The sequence below is a fragment of the Streptomyces sp. NBC_01214 genome, from assembly GCF_026340975.1.
Classification (GTDB): domain Bacteria; phylum Actinomycetota; class Actinomycetes; order Streptomycetales; family Streptomycetaceae; genus Streptomyces.
In genome coordinates this window covers 2,084,925-2,098,228 of sequence record NZ_JAPEOS010000002.1, presented here as the reverse complement: position 1 = coordinate 2,098,228, position 13,304 = coordinate 2,084,925, and the positions used below count along the sequence as shown (strand labels likewise).

The 13,304-nt window shown below is 73.6% G+C and carries 13 protein-coding genes; 2 read left to right on the top strand and 11 right to left on the bottom strand.

Annotated elements, in window-relative coordinates; all coding sequences use genetic code 11:
• Positions 1 to 6: 6 nt before the first annotated feature.
• The 5 genes from OG594_RS34230 to OG594_RS34210 all read right to left on the bottom strand — a co-directional run bounded on the left by OG594_RS34230 (position 7) and on the right by OG594_RS34210 (position 4,897).
• Positions 7 to 1,374 (bottom strand): serine/threonine-protein kinase, encoded by a 1,368-nt coding sequence (locus tag OG594_RS34230; protein ID WP_266606686.1) that lies wholly within the window; start codon positions 1,372 to 1,374, stop codon positions 7 to 9.
• The gene (locus OG594_RS34225; protein ID WP_266606259.1) at positions 1,371 to 2,168 is read right to left on the bottom strand and encodes an FHA domain-containing protein; all 798 of its coding nucleotides are present in this window, start codon (positions 2,166 to 2,168) and stop codon (positions 1,371 to 1,373) included. Before OG594_RS34225 ends, OG594_RS34230 begins: the two co-directional genes overlap by 4 nt.
• 82 nt (positions 2,169 to 2,250) lie before the next feature.
• Positions 2,251 to 3,144, bottom strand: a complete 894-nt coding sequence (locus OG594_RS34220; RefSeq protein ID WP_266606258.1) for a peptidoglycan DD-metalloendopeptidase family protein — start codon at positions 3,142 to 3,144, stop codon at positions 2,251 to 2,253.
• 116 nt (positions 3,145 to 3,260) lie between these two features.
• Positions 3,261 to 3,926: a response regulator transcription factor gene (locus OG594_RS34215; RefSeq protein WP_202198956.1), complete on the bottom strand. Its 666-nt coding sequence runs from the start codon at positions 3,924 to 3,926 to the stop codon at positions 3,261 to 3,263.
• On the bottom strand, positions 3,923 to 4,897 hold the full coding sequence (locus OG594_RS34210; RefSeq protein ID WP_266606257.1) for a sensor histidine kinase: 975 nt from the start codon (positions 4,895 to 4,897) through the stop codon (positions 3,923 to 3,925). The genes OG594_RS34215 and OG594_RS34210 overlap by 4 nt, the downstream gene beginning before the upstream one ends.
• A 291-nt stretch (positions 4,898 to 5,188) precedes the next feature.
• On the opposite strand from OG594_RS34210, the gene OG594_RS34205 reads away from it, so the two are divergent.
• Together OG594_RS34205 and OG594_RS34200 are read left to right on the top strand one after the other, a co-directional pair.
• Positions 5,189 to 5,659 (top strand): cation:proton antiporter regulatory subunit, encoded by a 471-nt coding sequence (locus tag OG594_RS34205; RefSeq protein WP_266606256.1) that lies wholly within the window; start codon positions 5,189 to 5,191, stop codon positions 5,657 to 5,659.
• Between the two features lie 6 nt (positions 5,660 to 5,665).
• Positions 5,666 to 6,922 carry a cation:proton antiporter gene (locus tag OG594_RS34200; protein ID WP_266606255.1) on the top strand — a complete coding sequence of 419 codons (1,257 nt, stop codon included), beginning with the start codon at positions 5,666 to 5,668 and terminating at the stop codon, positions 6,920 to 6,922.
• A 65-nt stretch (positions 6,923 to 6,987) separates the two neighbouring features.
• Here the strand turns inward: OG594_RS34200 and OG594_RS34195 are convergent, their stop codons facing one another.
• The 6 genes from OG594_RS34195 to hypB form a co-directional block, all read right to left on the bottom strand.
• The gene (locus OG594_RS34195; RefSeq protein ID WP_266606254.1) at positions 6,988 to 7,290 is read right to left on the bottom strand and encodes a hypothetical protein; all 303 of its coding nucleotides are present in this window, start codon (positions 7,288 to 7,290) and stop codon (positions 6,988 to 6,990) included.
• Positions 7,291 to 7,502: 212 nt separating this feature from the next.
• Positions 7,503 to 8,564, bottom strand: coding sequence for a hydrogenase expression/formation protein HypE (gene hypE, locus OG594_RS34190; RefSeq protein WP_323185373.1), 1,062 nt, complete (start codon positions 8,562 to 8,564; stop codon positions 7,503 to 7,505).
• On the bottom strand, positions 8,557 to 9,717 hold the full coding sequence (hypD, locus tag OG594_RS34185; protein ID WP_266606253.1) for a hydrogenase formation protein HypD: 1,161 nt from the start codon (positions 9,715 to 9,717) through the stop codon (positions 8,557 to 8,559). The genes hypE and hypD overlap by 8 nt, the downstream gene beginning before the upstream one ends.
• Positions 9,714 to 10,073, bottom strand: coding sequence for a HypC/HybG/HupF family hydrogenase formation chaperone (locus OG594_RS34180; protein ID WP_266606252.1), 360 nt, complete (start codon positions 10,071 to 10,073; stop codon positions 9,714 to 9,716). Before OG594_RS34180 ends, hypD begins: the two co-directional genes overlap by 4 nt.
• Positions 10,074 to 10,121: 48 nt before the next feature.
• Positions 10,122 to 12,446, bottom strand: coding sequence for a carbamoyltransferase HypF (gene hypF, locus OG594_RS34175; protein WP_266606251.1), 2,325 nt, complete (start codon positions 12,444 to 12,446; stop codon positions 10,122 to 10,124).
• Positions 12,446 to 13,303 carry a hydrogenase nickel incorporation protein HypB gene (hypB, locus tag OG594_RS34170; RefSeq protein ID WP_266606250.1) on the bottom strand — a complete coding sequence of 286 codons (858 nt, stop codon included), beginning with the start codon at positions 13,301 to 13,303 and terminating at the stop codon, positions 12,446 to 12,448. The genes hypF and hypB overlap by 1 nt, the downstream gene beginning before the upstream one ends.
• Between the last annotated feature and the right edge of the window lies 1 nt (position 13,304).

Here is a 13,304-nt window from a genome sequence, read left to right as displayed (position 1 = left end):
TGGCCCTCAGCAGTTCGGCACCCAGGCGTGGGAGCGCGGCGGGGCCGTGCCGCTCACGTTGGTCCTCGTCCGCACCTTCACGCAGCCCAGCGGCTCCTGCTGGGCCGGCTGGCCGTAGTAGACGACGTCGACCTTGGTCGCGCCCTCGGTGAGGTCGAACCCGTTGTTGAAGACCGAGCGGGGCGCGCTGCGGGCCGTCCAGGGGCAGGGGGCCGGGCCGTCGATCCAGTCGGCGCTGCCGTCGACCCACGAACACATCTCGCCCCGGCCGTCCTCCTCCGAGAAGAAGCAGACCGCCCCGCGCCAGCACCGGTCGTACCCCAGTACCCCGGCGGAGTCTCCGAAGTGGAACAGGCCCGAACCCCATACGGCGCCCAGGCCGGCCGCGAGCGCCACCGCCCCGGCCGCGATCAGCGCGCGGCGCCGCCGATGCGGTACGGGAACGGGCGGGGTCGGCGGGGCGGGCGACGGGGCGGCGACCGCCGCCGCCACCCGGCTCAGCAGCGACGCGGCAGTGTGCGCGGCCCGGTCCTCGTGTCTTCGGGCCAGGCAGTCGCGGACGATGTCCCGCCAGTGCTCCGGGAGTTCCGGCGACAGCCGCAGCTCCTCCTCGCCCCTGGCGTAGCGCAGCGCGGCGTCCCGGCGGGCGGCGGGGGTGCCGCCGGGCAGCGGTAGGGCGCCGGTCAGGACGACGTGGGCCAGTACGCCGAAGGCCCAGATGTCGGCCGTCGGGCGGATCTTCGTACCGCGTTCGCCGACCTCCGACCAGAGCAGGTCCGGCGGGGTGTAGTCGGGCGTGGCGAAGGCCGGGGAGTAGGCGTGGGTGCCCTCCAGCTCCGCGGCCATGTTGAAGTCGCCCAGTCGTGCCGTGCCGTCGGCCATCAGCAGGACGTTGCCCGGCTTGAGGTCGCCGTGCACCCAGCCCGCCCGGTGCAGTTGGTCGAGCCCCTCGCAGACCTGGGCGAGCAGGGCGGGCCCGGTCCGTGGCACTCCGTCGGCCAGCAGGGTGTCCAGGGAGCCCTGCGCCTCCTCCAGGACGAGGACGGTGGCGCCGTCGAGTTCGGGCCGGCCGGGGTCGTCGACCGTGAGCACCTCGTACAGCCGGATCAGCCGGGGCGTGCGCACCCGGCGCAGTACCTCGGTCTCGCGCTCGGCGAGTTCGACCAGGTGCCGGAGCTGGCGCGGGGTGCGGGTGCCGGTCGCGAGGACCTTGAGCGCGGCCCGGCCGGGCAGGCCCGGTTCCGGTACGGCGCGCAGGGCCGCGTAGACGCTGCCGAAGGCGCCGGCCCCCAGCAGCTGCCCGACGACCCAGGGGCCGATGCGGTAGCCGGCCGGGACCCGGAGGGCGCCGGGGGGCCCGGCTCTCCTGGTCAGCGGGCGGTACCGGTCGGGGCGGCCGGCAGGGCCGCCAGGTCCGTCTCGCGGACGAGGTCGAAGCGCAGGGCCAGCGAGACCAGGGTCTCCTTCTTGCCGACCAGTCGCGGCCCCGGATCCACCGTGTCGGGACCGGGCTTGAGGCGCAGTTTGACCGCGAGGTAGTCGATGTTCCACTGCACGGCGGCGCGGTTGGCCGCGGGCCAGGACGGCTTCAGCCGTTCGACCACCTGCTCGACGGTGGGCAGGGGTGCGTGCGGTTCGCCGCGCAGCCTCGGCTCGCAGAGTGCGGTGAGGACCAGGAAGTACCGGCTGGAGCGGTCGAGCGGGAAGGGCAGTGCGGTCGGCTCCCCGTCGGGCTCACCGGGATCGTCGCGGTCGGCGTAGTCGTGGCGCGGCGCCCAGACGTCCAGGGTGAGCAGTTCGGAGCCGGCGGGCAGGACGAGCCGGGCGAATTCGAACGGAACGGGTGCGTCGAGGCGGCCGGGGGCGATCTTGATGTGTTCGCCGGCGCCCTCGGGGTTCTCCACCACGTACGTCGCCGAGCGGGAGAAGTTGCTGAGCGACCAGTACGTGGCCGTGGCGGTGATCTCCCCCGCCGAACGGGAGACGCCGGCGTGCGGGACGTGCAGGGCGTGCGGGCCGCTCCCGGTGCCGGTGCCGATACCCGTACCGATACCGGTGCCGTTGCGCCGAAGGGGTTCACGGCCGAACCGGAGGGTCTGCCCCGGTGCCAGGCGGATCTGTGCGGCCGGGGACATGGTGGGTCCCGGAACCACGATGATGCTGTTCACGCTGCTTCCTTCCCCGAAGGTGCAGGGGAAGGTTAGCCAGCGGAATCAATCGTTCCTACAACAATGGCCTGTCTTCCGCCCTTCAGCACTCTCCTCGCCATTGGAAGCGCTCGATGGTCCGCCCCCCGGCGGGGAGGTTTCCGCGCCCCTCGTCCCAGCCGCGGTGCAGGCAGGCGCTGCCTCCCTCCCGGAAGTACACCTGCACGTGGTCGTAACCCGGCTGCGGCGTGCCGTTGTTGAAGAAGGACCTGCGCAACCCGCACGTGCTGCGGGGCTCGTCGACGGCGGAGCGGCAGACGGTGCCCGTGCCGTCCGCCCCCGAGTAGAAGCAGACGTAGCCGGGCGGGCAGTCCTGCCAGGCGGGGGGCGGCGTGCCGGTGCAGTTGCGGCTGGTGACGGTGGGCCATTCCTTCGCGTCGCCCGCGTACTCGACCCCGTCGAAGTGGACCGGGACGCGGTGGCTCTCGTCGGTGAAGTCGCCCGAGGCCAGGTAGCGCTGCTCGTAGTGCAGGTGGGACCAGGTGGAGGCGCCCGAGGTGCCGATCCGGCCGATTCGGGTGGACGGTTGGACGGCGTCGCCCTTCTTGACGTACGTCGCCGGGTCGTCCTTCAGGTGGTAGTAGGCCGTGAACCAGCCGTTGCCGTGGTTGATCTGGATGGTGTTGCCCGAACCGTTGGTCCAGTACGTGGCGGCCACCGTGCCGGCGGCGGACGGCAGGACGGGCAGCCCGTCGGAGCCGGTGTTGCCCTCCACCACGATGTCCAGCGCCGGGTTGTGGCCCCAGGTGTTCAGCTGCCAGTTGGTCCCGCACGGGAACGGCAGCTGGAACAGCGGCTTCGCCGCAGCAGGGGCGGGGACCGGGGCAGGAGAGGGGGCGGTGGTGGACGCGGAGGCGGGTGCGGGCGCACCCGCCAGCACCAGCCCCGCCAGGCACATCAGCACCAGCGCCCGCAGCCTGCTCGGATACCGCAGCACGTCTTCCCCTCCCGGCCCGTGGACGGCGCCCGGACGGGCGGTCCCCCGCGCCATGCTGGGGGACGGGGCCCGGGCAGCACCACCTCGTAGCTACGAGGGTGGGGGGCGAACACCCCCTACGGCTCGATGAGTCCGACCCGGATCGCGTACCGGGTCAGCTCCAGCCGGTCGCGCATCCCCAGCTTCTGGAGCAGATTGGCCCGGTGGCGCTCCACGGTCTTGGCGCTGATGACGAGGAGGTCGCCGATCTCCTTCGAGGAGTGGCCTTCCGCGACGAGCTTGAGGATCTCCTCCTCGCGCTCGGTGATCGCCCGGGCGGGCAGCGGATCGCCCTGGCGGGCCCGGTCCAGGTAGTTGCGGATGAGGGTGGTCTCGGCCCCGGGGTAGATGAACGGCTCGTCCCGGATCGCCGCCCGGCACGCCTCGACCAGATCGCGGTCGGCGACCGACTTGGGGACGTATCCGGCCGCCCCGGCCTTGAGCGCCTCGAAGAAGTACTGCTCGTTGTCGTACATCGTCAGGATGAGGATGCGCAGCTCCGGCCGCAGCCGGGAGAGTTCCCGTGCGGCCTGCAGTCCGGTCATCCGGGGCATGGCCACGTCGAGGACGGCGAGGTCCACCTCACCGGTACGGGCCAGGGCGACGGCCTCCGCTCCGTCCCCGGCCTCGGCGACCACCGTCAGGTCCGGCTCGGCGTCGAGGATGAGCCGGACCCCGCGCCGTACGAGGGCGTGGTCGTCGGCGAGCAGGACGCGGGTCGGCGCGCGCTCCGGGGTGGTCAAGGGTTCCCCTCCGTGGTCGCGGCGGCGGCCGTGGTGATGGCGGGCACGTCCAGCCGTACGTCGGTGCCGCCCTGCGGGCCGCTCCCGATGGCGAGGTCCGCGCCGATCAGCAGGGCCCGTTCCCGCATGCCCTGGATGCCCGCGCCCTCACCGGCGGGACCGATGCCCCGGCCGTTGTCCCGCACCAGCAGCCGGACCGCCCCGCCGGGCCGGGCCGACAGGTGCACCTCGACCTCGCTCGCGCCCGCGTGCCGGGCGGCGTTGGTCAGGGCCTCCTGGGCGACCCGGTAGACGACGAGTTCGGCCGCTTCGTCCAGCGGGAGCACGCGGGGGCCGATGACGTGCCGCACGGTCAGCGACCCGCTGGTGAACTCGGCCGTCAGCGCGCGCACGGCACTGTGCAGCCCGAGCTCCTCCAAGACCCCCGGGCGCAGCCTGCGGGCGATGCGGCGGATTTCGTCCAGGCTGGTGCGGGTCGTCTCCTGCACCTGGCGGAGCTCGTCCCGCAAGGGGGCCGGGGCACGGTCGGCGGCGTGCTTGAGCTGGAGCAGGACCGCGGTGAGGGTCTGGCCGACCTCGTCGTGGAGTTCCTGGGCGATGCGCCGTCGTTCGGCTTCCTGCGCGGAGAGGGCGCGGGCGCTGCTGCCGGCCCGTTCGGCCTCCAACCGGCCCAGCATGGCGTTGAAGGAGGTGGTCAGCTCGGCCACTTCGGCGGGGCCCTCCACCCGGGCCCGGCCGCCGGGGCGCAGCAGGTCGACCGCGCTCATCGCGCGGGTCAGCCGGCCGAGCGGTGCCAGGCCGATCCGGAGCAGGGCGGCGTTGGCGATCAGCATGGCGGCCAGGCCGGCGAGCAGCACGACGGCCTCGCCGAAGAGGACCGGGGTGGAGACGGTGACCGGGCCGAACAGCAGCAGGACGGCGGTGACGAGGACGGCCGCGTTGAGCAGGAAGATCCGCCAGTACAGCGACACGGGCGTCCCTCCGCTCGTTCCGGGATCCGCCGCTCCGACGGACCGCCTGCTTCCACTATCCCCGCCGATACGCTCCCGCACCTGCGGTGACCTGCGGTGGGACCGGTGTCCCCGCCTCAGCCTGTCGTCCGCCGGGGCGCTTGTCCATCCGTGCCGACACCCATATCCCACCCCCTGTGCGAGGTGGCACCATGAGCCCGCGCAGCAGCTGAAGCCCGCCTTCTGCCGGAGCTGCGCCGCACCACCGTCGAACACGAAGCAAGGGGGGACAGAGCCGTGCCCGCTCCACGGATGAGCACCACGCCACTGCCCGGCATCGGGGTCCAGTACGACCTCACCACCCGCGAGCGGCGCCACCTGTCGGTGATCGCCCACCGCGACGGCACCCGTACGGTGAACGTCTACCGCGCGGACGATCCTGATGCGTGCGCCCAGTCGCTGCACCTGTCCGGGGCCGAGACCACCTCTCTGATCGACGCCCTGATGCCCGCGCACCACAGCCCCAGCCTCCTGCACACCACCGACCTCGGGCTGGTCGCCGAGCGCATCGAGCTGTCCGCGCACTCGTACTGGAACGGCCGGCTGCTGGGCGAGACCCGGATGCGGACGGAGACGGGGGTCTCGATCGTGGCGGTCCTGCGGCGGGCCGAGGCCCGCCCCTCCCCCGCGCCCGACTTCCGCCTCGCCGGCGGGGACACGCTCATCGTGATCGGCACCCGCGAGGGCGTCGACGCGGCCGCCTCCCTACTCGGACGGGAGTGATCGCCTGTGCACTCTGCTCTCTTCCTGATCGAGTTCGGTGCGATCATCCTGGGACTGGGCCTGCTGGGCAGGCTCGCCGGACGCTTCCGCTTCTCCCCGATACCCCTGTACTTGCTGGCCGGTCTCGCCTTCGGCACGGGCGGGCTGCTGCCCATGGGCGCGAGCGAGGAGTTCGTGGCGATCGGCGCCGAGATCGGCGTCATCCTGCTCCTGCTGATGCTGGGGCTGGAGTACACGGCGACCGATCTGGTCTCCAACCTCAAGACCCAGTACCCGGCCGGGCTGGTCGACTTCACCCTCAACGCCGTACCCGGCGCGGTCGCCGCGCTGCTGATGGGCTGGGGCCCGGTCGCCGCCGTGGTCCTGGCGGGGGTCACCTGGATCTCCTCCTCCGGCGTCATCGCCAAGGTGATGGGCGACCTCGGCCGCCTCGGCAACCGCGAGACCCCGGTCATCCTCAGCGTCCTGGTGCTGGAAGACCTGGCCATGGCCGTCTACCTGCCGATCGTCACCGCGCTGTTGGCCGGGGTCGGCCTCGCGGCGGGCAGCCTGACCCTGGCGATCGCGCTCGGCGTGGCGGGCACGGTGCTGTTCGTCGCCGTCCGCTACGGGCGGCTCATCTCCCGGTTCGTCTCCAGCGACGACCCGGAGAAGCTGCTCCTCGTCGTCCTGGGTCTGACCCTGCTGGTCGCGGGCATCGCCCAGCAGCTCCAGGTGTCCGCCGCGGTCGGCGCGTTCCTGGTCGGCATCGCCCTGTCCGGTGAGGTGGCCGAGGGTACGCACACCCTGCTCAGCCCGCTCCGGGACCTGTTCGCCGCGGTGTTCTTCGTCTTCTTCGGCCTGCACACCGACCCGGCCAGCATCCCGCCCGTACTGCTGCCAGCGCTCGCGCTGGCCCTGGTCACCGCGGGTACGAAGATCGCCACCGGGTACTGGGCCGCGAAGCGCGCCGGGGTCGGGGTCAAGGGCCGCTGGCGGGCCGGCGGAACCCTCGTCGCCCGCGGGGAGTTCTCGATCGTCATCGCCGGTCTCGCCGTCACCGCGGGCATCGAACCGGCCCTCGGGCCGCTGGCCACCGCCTACGTGCTGATCCTCGTGGTGATCGGGCCGCTCACCGCCCGCTACACCGAGCCGCTGGCCGGCTGGTTCCGGGGGCGGCGCGCCGTGGACACCCCGCTGCTCTCGGCGGTACCCTCCCCCGCGCGGTCCCCGGAGGCCGTCGCGGAGCCGACTCCCGACCAGGATCCCGCCGGCCGGCCGTAGCGCATCCCGCCGGGCGGACGGACCCGGTCTGGTTCCGGCGGGGCCCGTACGAGACGACCTGATGGTCAGGGCGGAGTCATCGGCTTCGCCCTGCGGGCCGTACGGGGCTCCGCACCCAAGCGGTTCACCGCCAGCGCGGCCACGACCAGGCCGGCCGCGAACACGAGGCCGTTGGGCAGGGTGGCCCCGGCCACGGTGCACCAGACCCCCAGGAAGACGGCCAGCCAGGCGCCGGCCCGGCGGTGTGCCCGGGGCCGGTGCGGGCTCTGCGGTGACCGCGGGCTCTGCGGCAGCCTCGGGGGCCTCGGGCGCTCTGCGCGGGGGCTCCGGCCGGGGCCGTCGGCCCTCGTACCGTCGGATCGTGACATGCGCGGCACGGCCCCGCTCCTTTCCGTCGACCGGGCGACGGCGCGGGAGCGGGGGCCGCTCCAGGTCAACGCCGTCGGGACACGGGGGTGTTCATCGGCAGGGAGGGGCTGGCTTCGCGGACACCCCCAGCATCGCCCGGCCCACCGCCACCGCACATCGGGGCCGGCACCCATCTTCGGCACCCGCCTTCGGCACCCGTTCTCGGTGCCGGTCAGCAGATGCGCGGCAACTGCTCCCCGATCGGCAGGTCGACCACGCGGGTGCCGCCGAGGGCGGTGCGGGCCACGACGAGGCCCGGGTGGGCGTCGACGGCCTCACCGATCACCGCCGCGCGGCGGCCCAGCGGATGGGCGCGCATGGCGTCGAGGACGGCGTCGGCGTGCTCGCGGGGGACGAAGGCGACCAGCTTGCCCTCGTTGGCCACGTAGAGCGGGTCGAGCCCGAGGATCGCGCAGGCGTTCGCGACGGCCGCGGGGACCGGGACGCGACCCTCGTGGATCACGACACCGGTGCCCGAGGCGGCCGCGATCTCGTTCAGGGAGGCCGCGAGGCCGCCCCGGGTGGGGTCGCGCAGGACGTGGAGGTCCGGGGTGACGGCGAGCATGCTCCGGACGAGGCCGCCCAGGGCCGCGCAGTCGCTCTGGACGTCCACGCCGAATTCGAGCCCCTCGCGGACGCTCATGATCGCCACGCCGTGGAGCCCGATCTCACCGCTGACGATGACGACGTCTCCGGGTACGACGCGCTGCGGGCGCAGGTCCACCCCGTCGGGGATGAGCCCGATGCCCGCGGTGTTGATGTAGATGCCGTCCCCGTGGCCCGCTTCCACGACCTTGGTGTCTCCGGTCGCGACCTCCACGCCCGCCGCGCGCGCGGCCGCGCCCATGGCTTCGGCCACGCGCGCCACCACCGACATCTCGACGCCCTCCTCCAGGATGAATCCGCAGGACAGGTACGCCGCTTCGGCTCCGCTCATGGCCAGGTCGTTGACCGTGCCGTTGACCGCGAGGTCGCCGATGGAGCCGCCGGGGAAGAACAGCGGCCGCACCACGTAGGAGTCGGTGGAGAAGGCCAGCCGGACGCCGCCCAGGGTGACGGTCGCGGAGTCCCCGAGCTGGGCGAGCACGTCACCGCCGAAGGCGGGGGCGAAGAGGTGCTGGACCAGTTCGGCGGAGAGTGCGCCCCCGCCGCCGTGGCCCATCACCACGCGGGGGCGGTCGCGCAGCGGGGCCGGGCAGGTCCAGCCCGTGATGTCGAGTGCGGTGTCAGACAACGGGGCTCGCCTCCAGCGGGGCGCTCGCAGCGGTCGGGGCGGTCGCGGCGGCGGGCACGGTCCCCAGCTCCAACCGACGGTAGAGGTAGTACGCGGCGCAGGCGCCCTCGCTGGAGACCATGGTGGCGCCGAGCGGGCTGCGCGGAGTGCACAGCGTGCCGAAGGCCTCGCACTCGTGCGGTTTCAGCAGCCCCTGGAGCACCTCGCCGCTGCGGCACTCGGCCGGTTCACGGGTGTTGATGCCGGTGACCGAGAAGCGGTGTTCGGCGTCGAAGTCCCGGTAGCGCTCCGACAGCCGCCAGCCGCTGTCGGGGATGACGCCGATGCCCCGCCAGGCCCGGTCGGTGACCTCGAAGACGTCCTCCAGCATGGCGAGGGCGGCCGGGTTGCCCTCGGGGCGCACGGCGCGCGCGTAGGCGTTGTCGACGGTGTGTTCGCCGCGCTCCAGCTGCCGTACGGCCCGGCGTACGCCCTCCAGGATGTCCAGCGGTTCGAAGCCCGTCACCACGATCGGCACCCGGTGGCGCGCCGCCAGTTCGGGGTACTCGCGCACGCCCATCACGCTGCACACGTGCCCGGCGGCGAGAAAGCCCTGGACCCGGCAGCTCGGCGACTGCATGATCGCCTCGATCGCCGGGGGCACCCGGACGTGGGAGACCAGCAGGCTGAAGTTGGGGATGCCCAGCTTCTTCGCCTGGTGGACGGTCATGGCGTTGGGCGGCGCAGTGGTCTCGAAGCCGATGCCGAAGAAGACCACCTGGTGCTTCGGGTTCTCCCGGGCGATCCGCAGGGCGTCGAGCGGGGAGTAGACGACGCGTACGTCGCCGCCCTCGCTGCGCACTTGGAACAGGTCGCGGCCGGTCCCGGGCACCCGGAGCATGTCCCCGAAGGAACAGAAGATCACATCGGGGCGGGAGGCGATCTCCAGCGCCTTGTCGATGACCTCCAGCGGGGTGACGCACACCGGACAGCCCGGTCCGTGGATCAACTCCACTTGTTCCGGCAGCAGTTGATCGATCCCGTGTCGGATGATGGTGTGGGTCTGGCCGCCGCACACTTCCATCAGGGCCCAGGGGCGGGTCACGGTGGCGTGGATGTCGTCCAGCAGCCGGCGGGCGAGGGCGGGGTCCTGGAACTCCTCGATGTACTTCACGGCTGGACTTCCTCCTGCGGTGCGGTGAGGGCGGGCGCGGGCGCGGGTTCGGGACCGGGGTCGTCGGCGAAGGGCCAGGGGTCGCCGCCGGCCGCGGCGGCCTGCTCCCACGGGTCGCCGAACTCCTCCTGCAACATCCCGAGTTGCGTAAAGAGTTCGAGGGTCTGCTTGGCCGACTCCTCGTCGAGGCGCTGGAGGGCGAAGCCCACGTGGACGATGGCGTACTCGCCCACCTGGAGGTCCGGTAGGTACTCCAGGCACACCTCCTTCTGCACACCGCCGAAGTCGACGGTGGCCATGCGGGTGCCGTCCTTCTCCCCGATGTCGAGCACTCTGCCGGGCACCGCCAAGCACATGGGCTTCTCCTTGCTGTGGGTGTGTCGGGGGGCGTGTCAGGGGGCGTGTCAGGGGGCGTGGTGCGCGGCGGCCACCATGAGCTGGCCGAGGGCCAGCCCGCCGTCGTTCGGGGGGACCCGGCCGTGCCGCAGGACGGTGAATCCGGCGGCGCCCAGGCGCCGGGCGCACGCCGAGGAGAGCAGGGTGTTGGCGAAGACCCCGCCGGTCAGGGCGACGGTGTCCAGGCCGTGCCGCTCGCGCGCGAGCGCGCAGAGCGTGGCGACGAGGGCGGCGACACCGGTGTGGAAGCGGGCCGCGATCAGCGCCGGGTCCGTGCCGGCGCGGACGTCGGCCACCACGGCGGCCAGCACGGGCGCCGGATCGGCGGTGACCGGCCCGCCGTCGGGGCCGGGCGGCTCGTGCAGGCCGAAGGCGTAGCCGGGTCCGGGATCGGCTCCGCCCGCGCCCAGGGCCGCGCCCTCCAGCTCGATGGCGGCCTGCGCCTCGTAGCCGGCCAGGTGGCAGATGCCGGCCAGGGAGGAGACGGCGTCGAAGAGGCGGCCCATGCTGGAGGTCGGGACGCAGTTCAGGCCCCGCTCCAACTGGCGCTCCAACACCGCGAATTCTTCCGGCGGACAGGCGGCCGTGCAGGGCAGATCCGGGGTCCGGTCGATGCCCGCGGCCCGCAGATGGGACAGCGCCATGCGGTACGGGCGGTGCACGGCCGCGTCGCCGCCCGGCAGCGGCACGTAGGCCAGGTGGGCGAACCGGGTGAACCCGGCGTAGTCGGCGAGGAGGACCTCGCCGCCCCACACGGCGCCGTCGTCGCCGTAGCCGGTGCCGTCGAAGGCGACCCCGATCACCGGGCGGCCGGCGCCCCGGCCGTGTTCCGCCAGGGCGGAGGCGATGTGCGCGTGGTGGTGCTGGACGCGGACGAGCGGCCGGGCGCCCGCGGCGCGCTCCGCCCACCGGGTGGAGCGGTAGCCGGGGTGCCGGTCGGCGGCGAGGAGCACGGGGGCGACGCCGGTGATGGACTCCAGCTGCCGCTCGGCGCCTTCGAGGGCGTACTGGGTGGCGAGGTCGTCCATGTCGCCGATGTGGGCGGACAGCCAGGCCCGGCGCCCTTCGCCGAGGCAGAAGGTGTTCTTCAGGTCCCCGCCCGCGGCGAGGCTCGCGGGGACGGGCACGGGCAGGGTCAGCGGGAGCGGGGCGTACCCGCGCGAGCGGCGTACGGTCAGCGTCTCGCCGTCGCACACCCGCACGACGGAGTCGTCGCACGGGACGTGGATGGGGCGGTCGTGCGTGAGCCAGGCGTCGGCGAGGGCGGCGAGCCGGTCCAGGGCCTCGGCGTCGTCGGTGACGATGGGCTCCCCCGAAAGGTTGCCGCTGGTCATGACCAGCAGCCGGGGCCCCGGCGGGTCCCCGGGCAGGCCGAGCAACAGGTGGTGGACGGGGGTGTAGGGGAGCATCACGCCGAGGTCCGGAGCGCCGGGGGCGACCCCGTCCGGGCCGTCCGCGCCGGCGCGCCGGCGGAGCAGCACGATGGGCCGTACGCCGCCCGTGAGCAGCTCCCGTTCCTCGGGGCCGATGTGCACGAACCGCTCGGCGTCGGCCAGGTCCCGGGCCATCAGGGCGAAGGGCTTGTCCCCGCGGGCCTTGCGCCGGCGCAGCTCGGCGACGGCGCCCGGCTGGGTGGCGTCGCAGGCCAGGTGGTAGCCGCCCAGGCCCTTGACGGCGAGGATCGCGCCGGCCGCCAGGAGCCGCCGGGCCCCGGCGACCGGGTCCGCGTCGGTGCTCTCGCGGGGTGGTCTCCCGGTGAGCAGCCTGAGGCGGGGGCCGCAGGCCGGGCAGGCGACCGGCTGGGCGTGGAAGCGGCGGTCGGCCGGGTCCCCGTACTCCCGGGCGCAGTCGGGGCACATGGGGAAGGGGGCCATGGTGGTGTGGGCGCGGTCGTACGGCAGCCCGGTGACGATGGTGAAGCGCGGCCCGCAGTGGGTGCAGGTGATGAAGGGGTGGCGGTGGCGCCGGTCGGCCGGGTCGGCGAGTTCGGTGAGGCAGTCGGTACAGGTGGCCACGTCCGGGGAGACCAGCGTGCGGGCGGGGCCGCCGGTCCGGGAGGCGATGATGGTGAATCCGGTGCCGCCCGCGACGGGTACCTCCCAGTGGTCGACGGCGTCGACCACGGCCAGCGGGGGTGCGTCCGCCGCGAGCCGTTCGCAGAACCGCGACACCGCCGCCGGGGCGCCCTCGACCTCCGCGACGACGCCCTCGGGGGTGTTGGTGACGTGCCCGGCCAGGCCCAGACCGGTCGCGCGGGTGTAGACGTAGGGCCGGAAGCCGACGCCCTGGACCACGCCCCGGACGGTGACCCGGCGCCGCTGCACCGCCTCCATCAGCGGGTCTGCGCGACCGTGTGGACGTGCGGGTGATCGTGATCGTGGCCGTGGCCGTGGCCGTGGTCCTCGTCATGGTCGTGCTCGTGCTCGTGCTCGTGCTCGTGCTCGTGCTCGTGCTCGTGGCCATGCCCGTGGTCGTGGCCGTGGCCGTGCGCGTGCGCCTGCTGCTGACGGGCCATCACCGGTTGGTGCGTCCCGGTCCCCGCCCCGGCCGCCAGCGCCCGGTCGAGCAGGACGCCCAGGCCCGTACCGGCGCGCGCCGAGGTGAGCACCACCTCCACACCGGGATTGACCTGCTCGACGTTGGCGCGGAAGGCGGCCTCGTCGAACTCGACGGCCCGCGCGATGTCGGTCTTGGTGACCACCACCAGCTGGGCCAGTCCGAAGGCGGTCGGATACTTCAGCGGCTTGTCCTCGCCCTCGGTCACCGAGGCCAGCACCACCCGCAGCGATTCCCCCAGGTCGTAGCCGGCCGGGCAGACCAGGTTGCCCACGTTCTCCACGAAGAGCAGCCGGGTGTCCCGGGGCAGCCAGCCGTTCAGGTGCCGGCCGAGCATCGCGGCCTCCAGGTGGCACAGGCCGTCGGTGAGGACCTGCTTGACCGGTACGCCCGAACGGGCCAGCCGCAGCGCGTCGTTCTCGGTGGCCAGGTCGGCCGTCAGCGCCGCCACGGCCACGCCCCGCTCCCGCGCGAGGAGCAGTTCGCGCTCCAGCAGCGCCGTCTTGCCGCTGCCGGGGCTGGAGAGCAGGTTGACCACCGTCGTACCGCGGGCGGTGAGTTCGGTGCGCAGGACCTGGGCGGTGGCGTCGTTCTTGGCGAGCACCGCCTGCCGCAGATCGACCACTCGGCACATG

What these genes read in the sequence shown, in the direction of transcription:
- OG594_RS34205 (WP_266606256.1), top strand. Translation starts at nt 5,189, where the DNA reads ATGAGCACCACGCCACTGCCCGGCATCGGGGTCCAGTACGACCTCACC.
- OG594_RS34195 (WP_266606254.1), bottom strand. Translation starts at nt 7,290, where the DNA reads ATGTCACGATCCGACGGTACGAGGGCCGACGGCCCCGGCCGGAGCCCC.
- OG594_RS34180 (WP_266606252.1), bottom strand. Translation starts at nt 10,073, where the DNA reads ATGTGCTTGGCGGTGCCCGGCAGAGTGCTCGACATCGGGGAGAAGGAC.
- hypF (WP_266606251.1), bottom strand. Translation starts at nt 12,446, where the DNA reads ATGGAGGCGGTGCAGCGGCGCCGGGTCACCGTCCGGGGCGTGGTCCAG.
- hypB (WP_266606250.1), bottom strand. Translation starts at nt 13,303, where the DNA reads ATGTGCCGAGTGGTCGATCTGCGGCAGGCGGTGCTCGCCAAGAACGAC.